Genomic DNA, 18,410 nt, shown 5'->3' on the forward strand with positions numbered 1-18,410 from the left:
AGTGGTTAAATTCTCGCCACCTATTTTGAAGCACGCGCCTGCTACCAGAAAAATGGTGATAATCTGGTCAATTTGAAACCCTCACTTGCCGGATTAGGTATCGCCAAGATGTGCTATGACACTGTTCTGGAATATGGCCTTCAAGCGAAAATTGCTGTTGATCATAAAGTTTCCACACCTGCGGTTGAAAAAACAATTGAAGCCACCATCTATTTAAGTGGCGTGGGGGCTGAATCCGGCGGTTTAGCCGCTGCACATGCCATTCATAACGGAATGACCGCTGTTCCCTCACTGCATCATGCACAGCATGGCGAAAAAGTAGTGTTTGGTTTATTAACACAGCTTATTTTAGAAAGTGCACCCAAGGAAGAACTGGAAACGGTAATCAACTTCATCAAAGAAGTGGGCTTACCCTTAACATTAAAAGATCTCGGTCTGGATCAGTTTAGAGAGGACGAATGGCGGAAAGTGGCGGAAGATGCATGTGCTGAAGGAGACACGATGGGCAATATGCCACATCCCGTAACTCCTGATGATGTATTCCAGGCCATCATTGCGGCAAATGCATTGGCAGAATATTACCATAATTAAAATCTCATGACCTATTGAAACGCTAAGCAGCCAGTTGCCGGGATGGAACCGACAGCTGGCTGTTTTGTAAGATATGCCATTCCTGAAATCGTATCTCCTTCCGCCGCTCTTTTTCTAAGCAACGCTGGGTTAAAGCCGCTGAAACAACTGCTCCCCTTTTGTCTGCATATATCTATACATTGCCAGGCATGCCGCTATCATAATCATGCCAACCCCTAACAAGAGGAGATTTGCATTTACCTGCGTCAGAAGAAGGGATAGTCCCACGGGAACTAATAAACTGATGAACCCTATGAGCATAGATACAAGAACTGCTGCACTTTGTTTGATTGCCGTAACTTCACTTTTCCACTCCAGGTTAGGTAATTTCAGGTTAACAATAATGCCCATCAGCGCGGAATAACAAGCGTAGATCAAAGGGATAACAAGCAATAATAAGCTTTCTATCCATCCCGTGCGCAACGATATCATAAGCATTACACTACTTATACTCAGGACCGGTAATGTGATGGTGAGATTCACGGCAACTTTGCTAAGCCATATCGCTTGTTTCGATACGGGTGAGCTTTTTAGTATCCATAAATTATTGCCTTCAAGCGAAATGGAACTTGATGTTGTGCAGCTTAACACTACAAATAAGGATAGTAGGATGGGAGCCAGCGTACTCAGGTAATGGGATAATTGCGGAATTTCAATCATTTCCCCCAGCTTCTCCGAACTGACAAACAATAAGGCAACCGACATCACCAGTAATAGAATCATGCCTATACTTGTATTCAGCACATAAACAGAAGATCCAAAATATCGGCGCAACTCCTTCTTATACAGTGCACGAAATGGAGAGGAGGATTCTAACGGCTTCATGGTATATTTGCTGCCTGCATGGCTGGTCATTAGACCGGTATGAATCGCTTTATATCTTGTACTTAACACAGTGGCAAATATAATAAAGGAAAGTACGGATAACGCAATAAATAATAACAATGATCCTACCTGATACGAGCAGACCGCATCGACATACATCGCTGCAAGAGGATACAGCTTAAATATCATATCGGCCAGCTCAGTCCCCATATCAGCAAGTGCCTGCTCGTTTCCATTGAGTGTAAATGAACCGACCATAAGTACAATCACAATGGCAAAAGTTAATACAAGACTGATCAGCCTGCTCGCTTTAAACCGGGAAGAGATCCAGCTAATGCATGAACCAATAATCGTTGCCGCAATAATCGGCAGTAATGGGATAAATAAAAGGGTCATTAGAAAAAACAGATAAAATAACGTCCCCGGATTCACTTTTATAGCATATACCACACCTGCTGGCAGCATGACCATCAAAGAAAAGAACAAATTCAGCACATAGAGCTGAAGAACACGGCTTGCCACAACATGACTCGTCTTGACCGGCAGTGACATCACCAAATCGTAGTCCTTATAGCTGAATAATACACCGCTTGCCTTATAGACCGTGGTGAAGAACCCTACAATAGAAGTAACAGCCATCATAATGGCCAGCAATAGATCCATTCGCCCCATTTGTTCAAACGTCACTGCCAACATGAAGCTGTATCCAAATGAAACTACTGCTATCATAAGCACTCCCACAAGAATACCAAAGGCGAGTAGAAGCGATTTGCGTTTTTCTTTAACATCTTTTGTATGTAAAGCTTTATTCAACCCAAATGAAGAAAACAACTGCAGCTTCGTTAATCTCCAGATATTAATCATTGTCGATCAGCTCCATGAATAATGCTTCCAGGCTATTTTCGCCCTTTACTTCTTCTGTCTTGCCATGGACTATTAATTGGCCCCCCTTTATGATCGCTATCTTATTGCAGAGCTTCTCTGCCACATCCAGCACATGCGTGGAGAAGAAGATGGCACTGCCGTTGCTGCACAGCTCTACCATAATTGTCTTTAGCATGTGAGCCGCTTTTGGATCAAGGCCAACAAAGGGTTCGTCTAACACCAACAACTTTGGTTTATGAATAAGTGCAGAGATAATCGCAAGCTTCTGCTTCATTCCATGGGAATACGATGAGATCATATCACCCAAATGGGCCGTAATTTGAAAAGCATCGCTGTATTTTTTAATAAGCTGCTCACGATCCGCTTTGGATACACTAAAGAGATCACCGATAAAATTCAAGTACTGGATGCCGGTAAGATGATCATACAGATCCGGGTTATCCGGAATATACGCAATCCTCGCCTTGCAAGCTACCGGATCTTTTTTAATGGAGATACCGTCTATTTCAATATCCCCTTCTTCAAAATCAAGCACGCCCACTACCGCCCGAATGGTTGTTGTTTTACCTGCTCCGTTATGTCCGATAAAGCCATAGATATCGCCTTGCTCCACCACCAAATTCAAGTCATTTACTGCCTTTTTTCCACCCTTATAGCTTTTGGTAAAATGTTTGATTGTAAGCATTCCCCTTCACCCTTTCAATCCGTTTCTTCCCATACGCTCTTCCCGTAGAATAACTATAGTACGAATAGCACCGCCCGAACGTTCATTTGCCTGTATAGATATTAAAAAAAGCCCACCCCCTTAGGATGGACTTTCTCATTATTAAAAAATCAAGCGCCAGCGTGGCTTCACACTTCTTCTACTTTCTGAATGCCGCGCAGCCATATTCCACGGATGGATAACGTATCGGAAATAGTCGTGGTCGGGTCGCCGTCGACCAAAACTAAGTCTGCCCTTGCCCCCTGAATGATACGCCCGCGGTCATTCAGGCCGAACCGGCGGGCTGTTTTTGAAGTAGCGGACTGAAGAGCTTCTACGGGCGTGAATCCCGCTTCCACCAATAGCTGCATTTCATGGTGTACACTGGCCCCATGGGCAAGCCCGCCAAGCGAAGGAACCGGCACGGAGACATCCGTACCCACAAGGATATCTACACCTGCATGATGAAGGTCCATCACATTCCGGTAGTTGTCTTCCATGCTGCCTTGCGGGTAGGTATGGAAGCTGGCATTCAGCGTATCCACCCATTCCGGACTGAGCCTGGAACTCACACGGTGATCCTTGGCCAATTCCGCTGCGGAGTTACCGATAATGGAGGAGTTCAAGACCAGACACGGTGTAACGAAAGCACCGGCCTCAGCGATCATTCTCACCAGATCCGAAGTATTGTCCGGGCGGTCGATGAATAAATGGGCCAGACCATCGACCCCGACTTCGATGGCTTGCCGGGAGGAGTCCGCAGTCAACACATGGGCAATCGCAATCTTGCCGTACCGGTGTGCTTCCCCTACGGCTGCACTTAGAATATCTTGGCTTAAAACAGGCAAGCCGGGGGCGGCCAGTACCGTCCCTTCCTCAATCATAATCTTAATATAGTCGGCTCCCTCCCTGACTTGTTCGCCTACAAATGCCAACGCCTCGTCCCTGTTCGATACCGCAGCCGCTTCTCCGTGATCGTGATCATGGGCATGAGCAGCCAGCATAGCATTGCGGTCTTCCTCGCTCATTTTCTCCAATTCCTTCAGTACAAAATCCGGGATTTCCCCATCCCCAGGCATAAGTTCATCGGGATGCCCTCCAGGAGGTGTGACCCCCATTCCGGCAGACCGCACGTCGGCAATATCCTCAATCCCCTGGAGCTGTGCCTCGCGGCCGTTTTTCGTAAACCCGCCCATCATTTCCAGTTCAGTCGTCACACCGAATTTCAGTGCGTCACGCAGGCCCTCTACGGAAGTGTGAACATGGGCATCGATCAGACCCGGCAATAAAGTCCCTCCTTTCGCATCAATGGTGTTTGCATGTGCCGGTATTTCCCCGCCTACCGATAGGATCTGTTCGCCTTCAATCAGGACCGTCGTGGCTCTGATCACGTTGTCGCCGTCAAATATGCGCGCATTGGTGATTGCTGTAATCATTGTGATACCTCCTATAATGGGATAGTGTTTGTTATTGATTGAAATATAACAGTTAGACTTCTAACTGTCAATCATAAAATTAAATGAAGTCTAACCATTTGAATTTGACAATTTAGGGACCGAAAATTAAGATGTTCTTATAATTAGAATTCAAACTATAGCAAGGGAGTCAGGCACAGGATGACGAAGCAAGCTTTGCTTACCCCCTACTCCGATTTAATCCGGGAGATTGGATTGAAAATCAGAGGTATGGCCAATGTCAGATTATCGGAACTGGGACTGAATGCGCAGCAAGGGCAGATGATGGGCTATATTTTTGAACATCAGGACAAAGGTGTGATCCAGAAGGATTTGGCCGAGCGTTTCAACCGTAAGGGAGCCACCATCACCAGCATGCTTCAGGGGTTGGAGAAAAAAGGGTATATCAAGCGGGTGATTCCGGAAGATAATGAACGGCAGAAAAAAATATATTTATTGCAAAAAGGGGCCGACCTCGTCGAAGAATTCCACGATATATTCATGGAAGTAGAACGATGTGTTACCCAGGGCCTTACCGAAGAAGAAAGCGCGGCCTTCTTGAAGTTATTAATCAAAGTGAAAGAGACCTTGTAGCAAGACAAAGCCACTCCTGCCCATGTGAGTGGTTTTTTTACAAAAACCTTCTTCTATGCATCAAGGTAATTTGCGCTGCTATGTATTCAGAATTATATTGGATGCCATCCTTAATCCACCACATAATAATCCCCAGCAGTGATGATACCACAATATCGACTGAAACAACCTCCTTTATGGAATCTATTCTTCTCGCGTTTCTTCGTGTTTCTATCGTATTTTTCAACAGGTTGGACAAGTGATTTTTGAAGCCTTTATGCTCAACGAATACAGCAAAGATCTTCCGGTATTCATAAAAATAATTTAAGAATGTAACCAACTGCTCCTGTTCGTTGCTGCTCTTCACTTGTAATAGCGGTTCAACTTTCATGGACAGGTCATCAAAGATTTCATGTACGATCTGGCGCAACAAATCGTTAATATCCTCATAATGCAAATAAAACGTTGCACGGTTCAGTTCTGCCCGGCTGGCGATTTTTTGGACGGTCAGCTGCGAAATATCCGGGTTTTCTTCCAATAATGAAAAGACGGCAGTCTTCAGCATCTTTTTCGAGCGAATGGCTCGTGGATCTACTCTCTTTTGTGCAGACATTTCATCCCTCGATTATCGTTTATTTGTCACTTCATCTACTAATCCACCCGTTCTGTCGATTAGTCAACATTTTCAATAAAATTGTAAATAGGAATAATTCTTAATTACTGATATGATTCATTTTATTGACACTGTGTCGAAAAAGCAATGAAGAGGGGATTACACTGTGCAAGAAGACATTAAGAAAATAAATAAAGGAATCTTACTAACCATCTTAATTTTGGGTTGTTTCTTATCCACACTCAATCAGACGTTATTAAATGTCGCCTTAAGTAATTTAATGGATGTATTTCATGTCACGGCAACGACTGTACAATGGATTTCAACGGGCTTTATGCTGGTTAACGGGATATTAATTCCGATTACAGCCTATTTAATGAAGCGCTTTACAACGCGGCAATTATTTCTAAGCGCCATGTTATTTCTATTAATGGGCTCAATCATTTGTGCAGCGGCACCAAGCTTTATTGTGCTCTTAATAGGACGTATGATCCAAGCGGCCGGCGCAGGCATTATTATGCCGCTCATGATGAGTGTTGTGCTCGCTATCTTCCCTATTGAGAAACGCGGCAGCGCTATGGGGCTGCTTGGACTGGCGATGATTTTCGCTCCTGCCATTGGACCGACGCTCTCGGGATTTATCGTCGAATATCATTCTTGGCGCTGGTTATTTATTGGCCTCATCCCCCTTGTCGTCATTGTCATAGTGCTGGCCTTCAAATATTTAGTGAATGTATCCGAAACGTCTAAGTCGAAGCTCGATGTAGTGAGCGTTCTTTTATCAACCATCGGATTTGGCTTAATCTTATACGGCTTCAGCAGCGCAGGCAGTAAAGGCTGGGACGATGCACTAGTGATCCTCTCCATAGGGATTGGGATCGTTGTAACGGCCCTATTCTGTATTCGGCAGATCAAGTCCGATGACCCGCTGTTAAACCTGTCTGTCTTCAAAAATAAAATCTTTACCTTAACGTCTCTAATTAACGTGCTAGTCACGATGATGATGTACGCAGATATGATTCTATTGCCTATTTATCTGCAGAATGGCCGTGGATTCACAGCATTTGATGCAGGGCTTCTATTATTGCCGGGTGCGCTTGTAAATGCTTTGATGTCACCCGTCACCGGTAAATTATACGACCGTTTCGGTGCGAAGCCATTGTTCATCATCGGTTTACTGTTTGTTATTCCATCCATGTGGGCGGTAACAGATTTATCTGAATCGACAACGTATATGTATTTAATGATTCGTACGATCTGCCTGCGAATTGGATTAAGCTTCATTACCATGCCACTTAATACGGCGGGACTAAATGCGCTGCCCAAGCAACTCGGTACGCATGGTACAGCAGTGAATAATACCGTCCGCCAAATTGCCGGGGCGATTGGTACGGCTGTCGTGATTACAATTTATACAGTGCAGGCAACAAGCCATGCAGCTACAGTGATCCAGCAGAATCCTTCTACTACTGCTGAGCTCCTTAAATCCCTTACATCGATTTTAGGGGCAAGTGACGCCTATTACTTCATGATGATTTTATCCATTGCCGCATTTGTTATCACATTATTTATGCCTACGAAAAAGAAGATCATAATTGAAAAAAAAGCAAACGCAGTCAGCAAGGAAGAACCTCTGTTGTAACACGCATGAGCTAGCAATATTAAGTATATGAAGAAGAAAAGCCACTCTTTATGCGGAGTGGCTTTTCTTTTATTATGTTCGCAAACCAAAAATACGCATAGCGCATTCGACTGTGAATTGAGTTAATCCGTCATGCAAATCAAGATAAATTAATCCTGCAGTTCCATTTACGGCTTGTCTCTCCGGTAAATATCAATGCTTTTATACCCTTCACTCAGAATCCTCTTCATTTCCGCCCGCCGTTTTTCTCTAGTCTCCTCTTGTACGGCGCTGTATACATAACGGGCCCAATCCTTTCGGTAGCCGGGCGTAAGGGACTGGTAAAAAGCCAGTGTCTCCGCACTATCCGTCAGATCTTGCTCCACAGCGGGGATCATAGAGGTGTAATCGTCCACACGTTGACTTGGCTTTGAGGATGCTTCCTTGTTCTTCCGCGCCTCCTCTTTGAATCCAACTACGGTAAACACATCATTTAAGCCCACCATACGTGCAAACTTCAGGTTGCCCGTGCCAATATAACCGTCCTCATCGGCTCCTACCCCTTCAAAAAGACTGTCTCTGTGAATATAGGTCGGATAAACCTTATTCCCCTTTTTGGGATAAGCGGCGAACAAATAGCCGCCTGTATTTAAATAGTTGTGATCAATCACTTTCTGGACGAGATTCTGTAGCGATTCCATATTGAGCACATAAGCAAAAATCAGATCATAACTGCTGGCTGTTAATTCAGTGTCATGCTCTGCTAATCCCGCTAAACTGTCGTCATCCTCTGGTCTGTACAATACAGCAACCTTTTTGAATTTGTGCATATTTAGCTTTTCTACAATTGTTTTAGCCATGTACGGACCCCCGTTATATGTTGTCTTTATCATAAAACAGCCCCCAAGATCCCTAAAACGTGGGATTGGAGGCTACTTGTGAGAAAATGTTCTTTGCTTTAAAACTTGAACGTTAGCTGTTAACAACTATCACTTCGCGCTGCGGTCCACGAGTTTATGAGGATCAACTTTATTGTCCATTAATAGCGGGGTCTTTGCACCTTTAGCAATTTGATCCCAGGCTACCACTTTAAAGTTTTGGTTAAGCTCTTTGCCATTGTTAATGTTGGAATCATCCTGTGCGATGAAAATGCCATAAGGGAACTGTTCGCCCAGTCCGAACCCGAGTACATCAATACCATCAGTCACTGAGGTGCCATCGGTCAATGCGCCATCGGCGATATTAAAGCTAGTGAGGTAAGCGTTATTGCCTTCACGGTCATATATCGCGTAGCTGTCACTGCCTTGGCTGGAGGCGATTAAATAACCGTTGCCGTCGGCACCGTAATAGAGAGTCAACCCTTCAATATCATCCTGCAATCGGCGTCCGTCCGCAATATCGACAGTGGATAGAGGTTTTGTGCCGCTGTCAGGCTCTGCATTATATTTGTATATCGCGTAATCCTCTTCCGCTATATACATCATGCCATACTCATCATCGGCTACCATTCCTTCTGATTGCGTAGCCAGCTTAAACTCGCGAACGAGCTTACCTGAAACTTTGCCCTTCCCGTTCTCAGTCAGCTCATATTGCTCAAATTCGCCTGCTTTACCCAGAACCAGAGCGTAATACTTATCCGATTTCAGGCTATGGTAAAGGCTGAAGCCGTATACCTCTTCCATCTTTGCTTTAATGGGCTCTGCTGCGATGTCAGTCAACTTCCCGGTTGCCCCATCCATGGCAAAAATATCGATCGTGTTCGTAGAACGGTTCGTCGCGCCAACAATATCTACTTTTTTATCGCCAAGCAGAAAATTATAACGTATATCAATATTATTCATTTTTCCTACTTTATAATTCTGAAGCTCTTTGCCGTTCAAATCATAGACGAGAATGCCTCCGCCTTTGTTCGTGGCAATGATTTTGGAATTCGCCGGGTTCGCAGAATCGAGCCAAATGGCCGGGTCATCGGCTGCATCCTCGCCATCTTCAACGGCTGCCGTCTCCACCTGGGCGGTTACCGGATACGGGGTGATGATATCCGCGGAATTGATGAACTTTGCATTTTCCGCCAGAATTGCTTGAAGCAGCTTGGAAGGAATGTACATCGTGCCATCGACTAATTTGACCTCCGCTGGAAGCTCGCCTGCTTTACCCGCTAGACGATATTCCTTATCGCCTGCCGTGAACGTGCCTGCGAATCCGTTCTTCAGCTTGACCAGTGCCGACTTATCGTCGCTATCCCAAGTGATAGTTGCTCCGATCCCATCCATATGCTTGCGCAGAGGTTCATATCCTTTTAGGTCTGAGGCGGATGCTGCATTAGTTGTTGCGGCAGGAAGTAGAGCGCCTGCAAGGAGTAGCGTAGATAGTACAGTTTCCCATGTTTTCATTGATGTTCAATGTTCCCCTCTATTGTTAGTAATTGCTTAACTATAGAAGATGAGTGTAAAAGACGTATTAACGGACAACTAGGCCTTTGTAAAATTTACAATGTAAATTCAAGATAGTATTTGATTATTTCTCAGCAGGGAATTTGCTCATATGATATAGGATACGACATTTATGATAATCTGGGAAATGAGTTAAACTCGATTGCGAGGGACACTGTTGCAATTACCCAGGATACTACTTCTGAAGATTTATTGTTCGGGACGACTCACCCGGCCGGAGCATATAAATTGGATCTATTAAAAGAGCGACCTCGGTCAGGCATCCATGGGATGTGATTCTGTACTGATTATTTTGCTGCTTCTTTCCCGCTTTCTCCGATTCGCCGAATACAAAACAAATAATAAAATAAACCATAACGGCGTCAATAATAAGGCCGGACGTGTTTCTTCAGCAAACAGCATAATAATGAGTATGATTGCAAACAACGCTAAGACTACATAATTAATAAATGGGGTGAACGGGGCTTTGAATTTTGACTTCGCCTGCAATTCGGGCTTTGTTTTCTTATACCGCACATGGCAGATCAGGACGATACCCCAAACCCAAATGAAACAAATGGCACTGATGGTTGTCACGATTCCAAAAGCAGTCTCCGGAATCAGCTTACTCAAAAGAGCTCCCATGGATAACACAAGCGTGGAGATGAAGAGCGCATTGCTTGGGACATGATTTTTATTCAGCTTTGCAAAATTGGCTGGAGCCTGGTCATTCCTGCTCAAATTATATAGAATCCGGCTTGTTGAGAACATTCCGCTGTTACAGGCAGACGCGGCTGAAGTTAATACGACAAAGTTAATAATTCCAGCAGCAATCGGTATCCCGACTAAACTAAACGTTTTAACAAAAGGACTTTCTGCCGGATTTAGTTCTGTCCATGCGTTGATGGATAATAAGGCAATAATGGCACCCACGTAGAAAAATAGAATTCTCAAAGGGATTTTATTAATCGCTGATGGGATGGTTTTTTCTGGATTAGATGTTTCTGCTGCCGATACCCCCACCAATTCCACACCTACAAAGGCAAACACAACCATTTGAAAGGAAAGTAAGAACCCTGAAATCCCGTTCGGGAATACTCCCCCATGCGCCCAAATATTACTGACAGTAACCGTTCCGTTAGCTGTTTTGAATCCAATCACGAGCAGGATTGCCCCGATAACAATCAACGCGAGAATAGTCACTACCTTGATTAATGCAAACCAAAACTCTAATTCGCCAAAACTTTTTACAGTTAATAAATTGAGCCCTAATAAAATGATCAAACAAATGACGGCAGGAATCCATTGCGGGATATCAAACCAATATTGTACATATACGCCAACAGCTATAATATCCGCCATAGCCGTCATGATCCAACAAAACCAATAGGTCCATCCGGTTACAAATGCTGCGCGCGGTCCAAGATAATCTTCGGCGATGTCTGTAAAAGATTGATAACCCGCTTTTGACAACAGAAGTTCTCCCAACGCCCTCATAACAAAAAACACGGCAATACCGACGATTAAATAAGCAAAGATGATGGATGGTCCTGCGAGTTGTATAGCTTTACCTGATCCTAAAAACAATCCGGTCCCGATGGTCCCCCCAATTGCAATGAGCTGAACATGCCGATTCTCTAAATCTCTCTTTAGTTCTTGTGGTGCCATGTGAAACTCCCCCCTCTAAATTTAATAATTCTTTGTGAAATAATGAACAAGTAAAAATGACAATAAAAAAGAGACTGGATGCGCTCCAATCTCACGGTCATAAGAATATTAAATAAAATACACTCATTATTCTGACGATTATCAGAATAACAAATGAAATATCCAGTACTCTTCTGTCCTTTTGCCTGAGATTGTGAACCCTTCGGCGCCGGGGAATCCCCACGGTCTCTCCAGAAGCTGCTCCTGCTATAGTGTGATCCATAGCATTCATAGCTTAGAAATTATTTGATTATAGGATCATAACTTCTTTTAAATATTTTTCAATACTAATCATAGTCAAAAGTTTTGTCAATAACATTAATTACCACCGTGCTTCGCCAAAATAATTATGATAGGGCTTGAACGTTGCCAGTACTTCGTCTACCTTGCCCATTCGTTCCTCCAGGCTTCCCCGAAGCGTGATGTACGGAATCCGCCGCGCCTTCAAATCCGCAATAATTTGCTTATGGAAAATATGCCGCTTCTGATTCCCGCTGCGGTCCCATGTATCCTCGTAAGGAATATCGTCGTCACACAGGAAAAAAAGGTCATACCGCTGTGCATTTTCCAGGGCGATCCGGGTTAAGCGTTCAGGGGCCCGGCCGTGGTAATCCAGGGCAAACATATAAGTGGTGATCGCATTGGTATCGACAAAAAGATATTTATCCGCTTGCAGTAAAGCCCGCTCTTCCCGCTCCATATGGCCGACAGCAATTTCATCGAACGCCTCCAAGCCAATTCGGCGGTCCACCTGATGCTCCGTCCAATAATCGCGCCCGTATTCGCTCGCATAGGTTGTACGATACCGCCGGGCCAACGCTTCGGTGATCGTGGATTTGCCGGTAGACATCGCTCCCACAAAAACCACTTTTGTTATTAAATCCCGATATACGCTATCGCTCACATATTCCCGGTACTTGTAAGGATCCGAACGGACCATAGTAGCTGAAATCGGTACCTGCCCGCGGGCTTGATCCACCCTCCGGTCTACTGCGCCCAAAGCGATGCTCATATGCTCTCCGTAAAACTCGCTGGAGTAGAAATGTGTCACTTGCTCGCCTTTCAGTAACCCCAGAATATATTGCTCTTCCCTTATCTCATGCTCCCGGTTGTTAGAATACCCATCGGGACCGTCCCAGGCTTCAATCACCCGTACCGCCGGGTAGAGCTTGCGAATCCAGTTGGCCCGGATATGCAGCGGGATCGGGGTCACCGTCGTCTCATAGATCACTACAATCAGTTCATCGACCTCTTGCAGCGCCGTCTCGAACATAAACTGATGCCCTTTATGCAGCGGGGCAAACTTCCCGAGCGTCAAGCCAAGTCTCTTCATGCTGATACCTCCCTAGCTCCCTTGTTCCAATTGTAGTAGCCGTATACAGCGTTAACCAGATACGCACTCCACATGACGATCATCAGCAGGCCTTCACCGCTCCCCTCCAGCATTCGAATCACCCACAGCAGCACCGTGAACATATTGAGGACCATATAGACCAGCCATTGTTCCTTGAATCTTCGAACCATTAAAAGCGTGGCGACAACGGATAACACCGTCGTAATCGCATCAATATAAGGCGAATTCTGCCCCGGTATGAACGATAGACCCAGGCCCAGCAACAGGCTGCCTAATACGCAGAACGCCCCCACAAGGAGCAGACGCTTGAGCTCCAGCTGACGCATGGACAGCTTGCCGTTAGTCTGGTTATTTTTCCACATGTAGAAGCCAACCACATTCATAGGAACAAAGAAAAGCAGATTTAGCATAACCTCTCCAAACAAACCGTTGACGTAAGCCAAGTATGCATAACCAACGGTATTGTACATCCCAAACACATAACTCATCAGATTTCCCTTCGCCGCGAGCACCACGCACAGCACCCCGGTGATAAAGACCGTAAATCCGAATAAAGAATCCTTAGAAATCACCGTAAATCCAACAGCAATTGAGGTAAACAAAACCAGCCAGGTCAATTCAAACAGGTTCCAGCCGCCCCATGATTTATTCACTTGCATCCCCTCTGCTTTCATCCGATTTGTGCACCATAAGGTTAGTTCGTTCTTACTTTCAATTTGATAATAACATATTGTTAATATCATTGAAAGCAAAAAATGTACACTTGATGAATCGAATGATCCAAAGAGAGGCTTCGTGCCTTGTGGCCGCTAATGTAACTGATAAGTTAATTCGTTTAACCACGCGGTCATTGAGGAGATTTTAAACCACAAGTTATAATTCAAGGGACTAGTCGAACTGATAAAAATTGGAGGGTATTCAAATGAATATTGAGATCGGAAAAAAAATCAAAACCCTACGTTTACAAAAAGGAATGACTCAGGAAGAGCTTGCAACAAAATTGAATATGTCATCCCAAGCCATATCCAAGTGGGAAAACAACGTAACCATGCCAGATATTCAAATTCTCCCTGAGTTATCTGTGATTTTAGGGGTTACAATTGATGAGCTATTTGCATTATCTGATGACACACATCTAGAGCGTATTGAAAATATGATTAGTACCGAACATTTTATTTCCAAAGATGATTTTAATTATGCTGAACAATTTCTCAAAGAAAGGCTAACTAATGACGAAAAAAAGGCCCCATGTCTCACATTGCTGGCTCAGTTACACATTCATCGTTCAGAGGAGCACCGTGAATTAGCTTCCCATTATGCCAAGGAGGCCCTGTTATTAGATCCACATAAAAAAAGTAATCATAATGCTTTACGGGATGCGGAGAATGGAGTCATTTTTGACTGGAACTATTCAAATCACCATAAACTTATAGAGTATTATAAAAATTTCGTGCCAAATCATCCAGATTACTGGCAGGGTTATGTATGGCTTATGAACCACTTACTTGCAGATGGCAGATGCGCTGAAGCTAAAGAAACTCTAGAAGGATTGAACAAAATCCATCCAGGTTATTTATATCAATTATATGGAGGACTGATCTGCAAGGAAGAAGGCAACCTTTCTCAGGCATTAGTTATTTGGGAGCAGATGACGGATCTGTATCCTGATGAATGGCGTACGTGGTCCTTTAGGGGAGACTGCATGGCGAAACTGTGCAAATACGACGAAGCCATCGAATATTACACCAAAGGATACGAACTACAACCCAATCCCAAATATATAGATGCATTGATAGCAAATTCACATATATATGAGATTCAAGGAGAATATGATAAAGCTATTGAGAAGCTTCAAGAAATCATCGAACAATTGGAAAGTAATTGGGAAATCACAGAGGGTAAGGCAGTTGATTTTTATGCAAGAGAAATAGAATATTTCAAGAAACTGTAAGTAAAGTGGCATAAATGACTAGCCCATCAATTACACCGCTTCCCCTGCTATATTATGGGGTGGATTTCAATTCCGTTCACGAAAAGCCAATCAATGGAGCTGGCTCCATTGATTGGCTAATTCGGTGCCCCGTGATCACAGCTTCCAGCGGCAGGTCATCTTTAAGTTGCCCCCGTGCAGCTCCGCTGTCAGCGTGCCGTTCATCTTGTCCATTAGACTTTTGGCGATAGAAAGACCAAGTCCCGATCCTTGGCCGGATCGGGTGCGGTCGACCGTGTAGAAGCGGTCAAATAGCAGCCTCACATCAATATCGGATAATTCCTTCGCTTCGTTAATGATCGTGAACTCGGCAATCTCAGGCTGTTGCTGGAAGCAAATTTTTACATGACCAGTCGCATGCTTGATAGTATTGGTAAGCAAATTCTCAATGACCCTCCGCACGGCTGATTCGTCAGCATATACGGCTACCTCTCCCTCCGGCATCCGGATATCCGGCGTAATATCCCGTTCGTTAAACCGGTCGTAGAAACCGACCAGAATGTCTGACAAGAGGACAGTCATTCCGATCCGTTCGGTCTTAAGCTGATAATCGGAAGATTCGATTAGGGATAACTCGAAGAAATCGTTCAATAGAGCTTGCAGCCGTTTTGTACGATTCTTAACGATGGTGAGGTATTCGTGCTTCTCCTCAGGCGTAATAGGCTCCGCTTCCAGCAGTTGGATATAGCCAAATATGGAGGTGAGCGGAGTACGGATATCATGGGAAATGTTCGCAATCGCCTGCCGCAGCTCATTCTCGGTTCGTCTTCTGCGGGCCTCAGCGTCGACTACGAGATCGGACTGGCGGTTAATTTGACCTGCAAGCGTTTCGAGCCTATGGTCGAATAGAGTCACGTCTATTTTTTTACCGGTTGTCCGTTCATTATAGTGACGCAGCTGCTCTGTCATCCGCCCCAGCTCCCGCCTCATCAGCAGCAGATGGGTAAGCAAGAGAGCCGCCACCGTAACCGATATGAGCGTTATGATAAGCAAGACTCTCCCGCCCCTCTCATTATTATTTAATTTCTTTTCTGCGGAACACGAGAATACCGAGTAGCGCGGATACGACAATCGTCAGCACTGGCACGAGCAGGAGCGCTGGCAGATCGCCGCTGGCAATACTGGGCTTGCCGATATCGTTCATCAGCTTGAAGATAGAATAATCATACACTGTAGTAAAGAAAGGGATGTACTCACCTAAGCCCCCCAAAATCGTATCAATCATTAGGAAGAAAATCATCGAGAAGCCGATCGTTTTACCGCTTTCGGTGAACACGGCAGTGAACAGCGCCCCGATCGCCGCATAGCCTGCAGTGTACAGCAGTGTCAGTCCTAGGACCCGCGGTATGAAGAACGCGTCAAACCCCTCCGGCAAATGGCCGAAACCTGAAAGCAGGGAAACCTCGGTCGTGCTTACGATCGGGAATACCAGAGAGATAGCCATGGCTCCGACCGAGAAGCCGATCAGTTTGGCGGTGAACAGCCGCCCTCTATCGTTGCCCGACGATGAGATCGTCTTCATGACACCCGTCGCATATTCATTGGCGATGAAGAATCCGGCCAGCGCTGCAACGCCGAATTTGATCAGATAGGCATTGCTTGCAATAAATTGAATCAGAAATTCGGCTCCCGTGAACTGCGGCTCTCCATTCGACTTATGGTCAAAGTAGTAAAGCAGTGGATAGACCAGTGAAAGAATGGCGGATATTAGCAGCAGCACGCGGAATGACCTGTCCTTACGCAGCTTGAACAGCTCGGATCTAATCAGATTATACATGCCCGGCACCCCCGATCCGCTTCATGAAATAGCTCTCCAGGTCTTCGCCCATCGGCATAAACTGCTCAATTTCCAGACCTGCGGAGAATAGCGTCGAAGATACTTTACCTGGCTGTTCGATGCGGCCAAACAGCTTAATCGCGCCGTCGGGCATCACTTCGAAATCGTTGGTGTGGAGTTCGTTCTGAATAACCGTTGCCGCTTTGTCCGGATCATCCGCTTTAATAAACACATATTGCTGACATTTATCATTCAATTCCTGAGCAGTGAGCTGCTCCAGCAGCTTGCCGTTATGAATAATGCCGTAATGGCTTGCCAGCAAATGCAGTTCGCTCAGAATGTGGCTGGAGATCAGAATCGTTATCCCTCGTTCGTGGTTGAGCTGCTTGAGCAGCTCGCGCATTTCGATGACGCTCATCGGATCGAGCCCATTGGTCGGCTCGTCCAGAATTAGAAATTCCGGATCGCTTAGCATGGCGATTGCCAGACCCAGCCGCTGCTTCATTCCAAGCGAGAAATTCTTCACTTTTTTCCTGCCTGTTTCCTGCAGTCTGACCAATTCCAGCATCCTTGGGACGCAGTCTTTGCCGGGGATGCCCCGGAGGAGCCGGTTCACCTCCAGATTCTCGGCGGCGGTCATGTGGGGGAAGAGCGAGGGGCTCTCGATAATCAGACCCATCCGCTTACGGGCCTGGGTCAACGCCCGCTCGTCGCTCGCGCCGAACAGCGCGATATTTCCTTCGGACGGAAAAGCAAGTCCGGTAACGATGCGCATCAGCGTCGATTTCCCGGCTCCATTCTGCCCAATAAAGCCATATATGGAGCCTTTACGGATAGATAAATTCACTTTATCCAGCGCTACGCTGCCTTTGAACTTCTTAGACAATTGATTCGTCTGCAATACATATTCGCTCATTGTAGTCTTGGCCTCCCTTATGTGATAGACCAAGTATAGAAACGAAAACTTAAGAGGAGCTAAAGCCAATCCTTAAGAATGTCTTAAGGCTTTAGCCGATAGCCCATGCCCCATACCGTCTCAATAAATTCGCTGCCGGGCGCAGCCTTCGCAAGCTTGCTCCGCAAATTGCTCATATGGACGTTGACCGTATTGTCGTCTCCGTAGTATGGCTCATCCCATACGCTTTCGTATAAATTTGCTTTCGTGAATACCTTTTTCGGTGCCGATAGAAGCAATGTGAGAATCTCATACTCCCGGGCGGTCAGCGCAACCTCCGCTCCCTCTGCCGTCACCGTTTTGGAATCGTGATCGAGCACAAGTCCCTTATGCTGCAGCACGCTCTTCACAGCCGGCGGAGCAATCTGCGCAAACCGGCGCAGATGGGAATCGATTCGCGCCGAGACTTCCTCGATATCGAAAGGTTTCGTAATGAAGTCATCCGCACCCCCGCGCAGCGCTGACACCTTGGTCTGCTGCTCACCCTTGGCCGAAATGATAATGACTGGCACGCCTCCCCGCAAGCGGATCCATTTAAGCAGCTCCTCGCCCGTCATTCCCGGCAGCATCAAATCTAGCAGTACCATGCTCCATTCCCGCTGCTCCAGATAGAGTAGCGCCTCTGTTCCGGAAAAGGCAGGCTGTGGCACATAACCGCTTTTTCGAATAATGCTGCACAGCAGCCGGCTGATGTCATTGTCGTCCTCGGCCACGAGAATATTTATTGAATTATCCATCTTTTCTCCTTGTATTATCCTTAATCAGCTGTCATTTAGATGTTCTATAGCCTATATGATAGACGATTTTTACCTCTATTTCCAGAATAGCCTTCCTGATGCGGCCCTTTCGGTGTTCGCTGGAATCCGGTGGTTTTTTATGCTATTCAAATGT

General features: G+C 45.5%; 16 protein-coding genes, 1 pseudogene and 1 riboswitch. Of the genes and pseudogenes, 4 read left to right on the top strand and 13 right to left on the bottom strand.

Annotated features, from left to right (window positions below):
* Nucleotides 1–12 precede the first annotated feature (12 nt).
* Nucleotides 13–591, top strand: a pseudogene (locus NST99_RS32805) (glycerol dehydrogenase); the annotation flags it as partial.
* A 129-nt stretch (nt 592–720) separates the two neighbouring features.
* Here NST99_RS32805 and NST99_RS32810 read toward each other — a convergent pair.
* The 3 genes from NST99_RS32810 to NST99_RS32820 form a co-directional block, all read right to left on the bottom strand.
* The gene (locus tag NST99_RS32810) at nt 721–2,319 is read right to left on the bottom strand and encodes a hypothetical protein (RefSeq protein ID WP_341097318.1); all 1,599 of its coding nucleotides are present in this window, start codon (nt 2,317–2,319) and stop codon (nt 721–723) included.
* Nucleotides 2,312–3,025, bottom strand: a complete 714-nt coding sequence (locus tag NST99_RS32815; protein ID WP_341097319.1) for an ABC transporter ATP-binding protein — start codon at nt 3,023–3,025, stop codon at nt 2,312–2,314. Before NST99_RS32815 ends, NST99_RS32810 begins: the two co-directional genes overlap by 8 nt.
* A 167-nt stretch (nt 3,026–3,192) precedes the next feature.
* Nucleotides 3,193–4,479: an amidohydrolase family protein gene (locus tag NST99_RS32820; RefSeq protein ID WP_341097321.1), complete on the bottom strand. Its 1,287-nt coding sequence runs from the start codon at nt 4,477–4,479 to the stop codon at nt 3,193–3,195.
* A gap of 180 nt (nt 4,480–4,659) precedes the next feature.
* On the opposite strand from NST99_RS32820, the gene NST99_RS32825 reads away from it, so the two are divergent.
* Nucleotides 4,660–5,091, top strand: coding sequence for a MarR family winged helix-turn-helix transcriptional regulator (locus tag NST99_RS32825; protein WP_076113772.1), 432 nt, complete (start codon nt 4,660–4,662; stop codon nt 5,089–5,091).
* A gap of 37 nt (nt 5,092–5,128) precedes the next feature.
* On the opposite strand, the gene NST99_RS32830 is transcribed toward NST99_RS32825, so the two are convergent.
* On the bottom strand, nt 5,129–5,683 hold the full coding sequence (locus NST99_RS32830) for a TetR/AcrR family transcriptional regulator (RefSeq protein ID WP_341097322.1): 555 nt from the start codon (nt 5,681–5,683) through the stop codon (nt 5,129–5,131).
* A 166-nt stretch (nt 5,684–5,849) separates the two neighbouring features.
* Between NST99_RS32830 and NST99_RS32835 the strand changes: the two genes are divergently transcribed.
* A complete protein-coding gene (locus tag NST99_RS32835) occupies nt 5,850–7,325 on the top strand; it encodes a DHA2 family efflux MFS transporter permease subunit (protein WP_341097324.1) in 1,476 nt (491 codons plus the stop codon).
* Between the two features lie 167 nt (nt 7,326–7,492).
* Here NST99_RS32835 and NST99_RS32840 read toward each other — a convergent pair whose 3' ends face one another.
* The 5 genes from NST99_RS32840 to pnuC form a co-directional block, all read right to left on the bottom strand.
* A complete protein-coding gene (locus NST99_RS32840) occupies nt 7,493–8,164 on the bottom strand; it encodes a YdeI/OmpD-associated family protein (protein ID WP_341097326.1) in 672 nt (223 codons plus the stop codon).
* 129 nt (nt 8,165–8,293) lie between these two features.
* Nucleotides 8,294–9,697, bottom strand: a complete 1,404-nt coding sequence (locus tag NST99_RS32845; protein ID WP_341097327.1) for a phytase — start codon at nt 9,695–9,697, stop codon at nt 8,294–8,296.
* A gap of 315 nt (nt 9,698–10,012) precedes the next feature.
* The gene (locus NST99_RS32850) at nt 10,013–11,404 is read right to left on the bottom strand and encodes an amino acid permease (RefSeq protein WP_341097329.1); all 1,392 of its coding nucleotides are present in this window, start codon (nt 11,402–11,404) and stop codon (nt 10,013–10,015) included.
* 163 nt (nt 11,405–11,567) lie between these two features.
* Nucleotides 11,568–11,648, bottom strand: a riboswitch (glycine riboswitch).
* A 117-nt stretch (nt 11,649–11,765) separates the two neighbouring features.
* Nucleotides 11,766–12,776, bottom strand: a complete 1,011-nt coding sequence (locus NST99_RS32855; RefSeq protein ID WP_341097330.1) for an AAA family ATPase — start codon at nt 12,774–12,776, stop codon at nt 11,766–11,768.
* Nucleotides 12,773–13,450, bottom strand: coding sequence for a nicotinamide riboside transporter PnuC (gene pnuC, locus NST99_RS32860; RefSeq protein WP_341097331.1), 678 nt, complete (start codon nt 13,448–13,450; stop codon nt 12,773–12,775). Before pnuC ends, NST99_RS32855 begins: the two co-directional genes overlap by 4 nt.
* Nucleotides 13,451–13,719: 269 nt before the next feature.
* Between pnuC and NST99_RS32865 the strand changes: the two genes are divergently transcribed.
* On the top strand, nt 13,720–14,748 hold the full coding sequence (locus tag NST99_RS32865) for a helix-turn-helix domain-containing protein (protein WP_341097333.1): 1,029 nt from the start codon (nt 13,720–13,722) through the stop codon (nt 14,746–14,748).
* Nucleotides 14,749–14,883: 135 nt separating this feature from the next.
* On the opposite strand, the gene NST99_RS32870 is transcribed toward NST99_RS32865, so the two are convergent.
* The 4 genes from NST99_RS32870 to NST99_RS32885 all read right to left on the bottom strand — a co-directional run bounded on the left by NST99_RS32870 (nt 14,884) and on the right by NST99_RS32885 (nt 18,256).
* Nucleotides 14,884–15,780, bottom strand: a complete 897-nt coding sequence (locus tag NST99_RS32870) for a sensor histidine kinase (protein WP_341097335.1) — start codon at nt 15,778–15,780, stop codon at nt 14,884–14,886.
* Between the two features lie 22 nt (nt 15,781–15,802).
* Complete coding sequence (locus NST99_RS32875) at nt 15,803–16,564, bottom strand: ABC transporter permease (protein ID WP_341097337.1); 762 nt, start codon at nt 16,562–16,564, stop codon at nt 15,803–15,805.
* Nucleotides 16,557–17,480 (bottom strand): ATP-binding cassette domain-containing protein, encoded by a 924-nt coding sequence (locus NST99_RS32880; protein WP_341097338.1) that lies wholly within the window; start codon nt 17,478–17,480, stop codon nt 16,557–16,559. The genes NST99_RS32875 and NST99_RS32880 overlap by 8 nt, the downstream gene beginning before the upstream one ends.
* 83 nt (nt 17,481–17,563) lie before the next feature.
* Nucleotides 17,564–18,256 carry a response regulator transcription factor gene (locus NST99_RS32885; RefSeq protein WP_341097340.1) on the bottom strand — a complete coding sequence of 231 codons (693 nt, stop codon included), beginning with the start codon at nt 18,254–18,256 and terminating at the stop codon, nt 17,564–17,566.
* Between the last annotated feature and the right edge of the window lie 154 nt (nt 18,257–18,410).

The organism is Paenibacillus sp. FSL L8-0470 (assembly GCF_038008625.1).
GTDB lineage: Bacteria > Bacillota > Bacilli > Paenibacillales > Paenibacillaceae > Paenibacillus_AQ.

Bases quoted from the DNA above. Each gene is read 5' to 3' on its own strand.
- NST99_RS32810 (WP_341097318.1), bottom strand. From the start codon at position 2,319: ATGATTAATATCTGGAGATTAACGAAGCTGCAGTTGTTTTCTTCATTT.
- NST99_RS32815 (WP_341097319.1), bottom strand. From the start codon at position 3,025: ATGCTTACAATCAAACATTTTACCAAAAGCTATAAGGGTGGAAAAAAG.
- NST99_RS32820 (WP_341097321.1), bottom strand. From the start codon at position 4,479: ATGATTACAGCAATCACCAATGCGCGCATATTTGACGGCGACAACGTG.
- NST99_RS32825 (WP_076113772.1), top strand. From the start codon at position 4,660: ATGACGAAGCAAGCTTTGCTTACCCCCTACTCCGATTTAATCCGGGAG.
- NST99_RS32830 (WP_341097322.1), bottom strand. From the start codon at position 5,683: ATGTCTGCACAAAAGAGAGTAGATCCACGAGCCATTCGCTCGAAAAAG.
- NST99_RS32840 (WP_341097326.1), bottom strand. From the start codon at position 8,164: ATGGCTAAAACAATTGTAGAAAAGCTAAATATGCACAAATTCAAAAAG.
- NST99_RS32845 (WP_341097327.1), bottom strand. From the start codon at position 9,697: ATGAAAACATGGGAAACTGTACTATCTACGCTACTCCTTGCAGGCGCT.
- NST99_RS32850 (WP_341097329.1), bottom strand. From the start codon at position 11,404: ATGGCACCACAAGAACTAAAGAGAGATTTAGAGAATCGGCATGTTCAG.
- NST99_RS32855 (WP_341097330.1), bottom strand. From the start codon at position 12,776: ATGAAGAGACTTGGCTTGACGCTCGGGAAGTTTGCCCCGCTGCATAAA.
- NST99_RS32865 (WP_341097333.1), top strand. From the start codon at position 13,720: ATGAATATTGAGATCGGAAAAAAAATCAAAACCCTACGTTTACAAAAA.
- NST99_RS32875 (WP_341097337.1), bottom strand. From the start codon at position 16,564: ATGTATAATCTGATTAGATCCGAGCTGTTCAAGCTGCGTAAGGACAGG.
- NST99_RS32880 (WP_341097338.1), bottom strand. From the start codon at position 17,480: ATGAGCGAATATGTATTGCAGACGAATCAATTGTCTAAGAAGTTCAAA.
- NST99_RS32885 (WP_341097340.1), bottom strand. From the start codon at position 18,256: ATGGATAATTCAATAAATATTCTCGTGGCCGAGGACGACAATGACATC.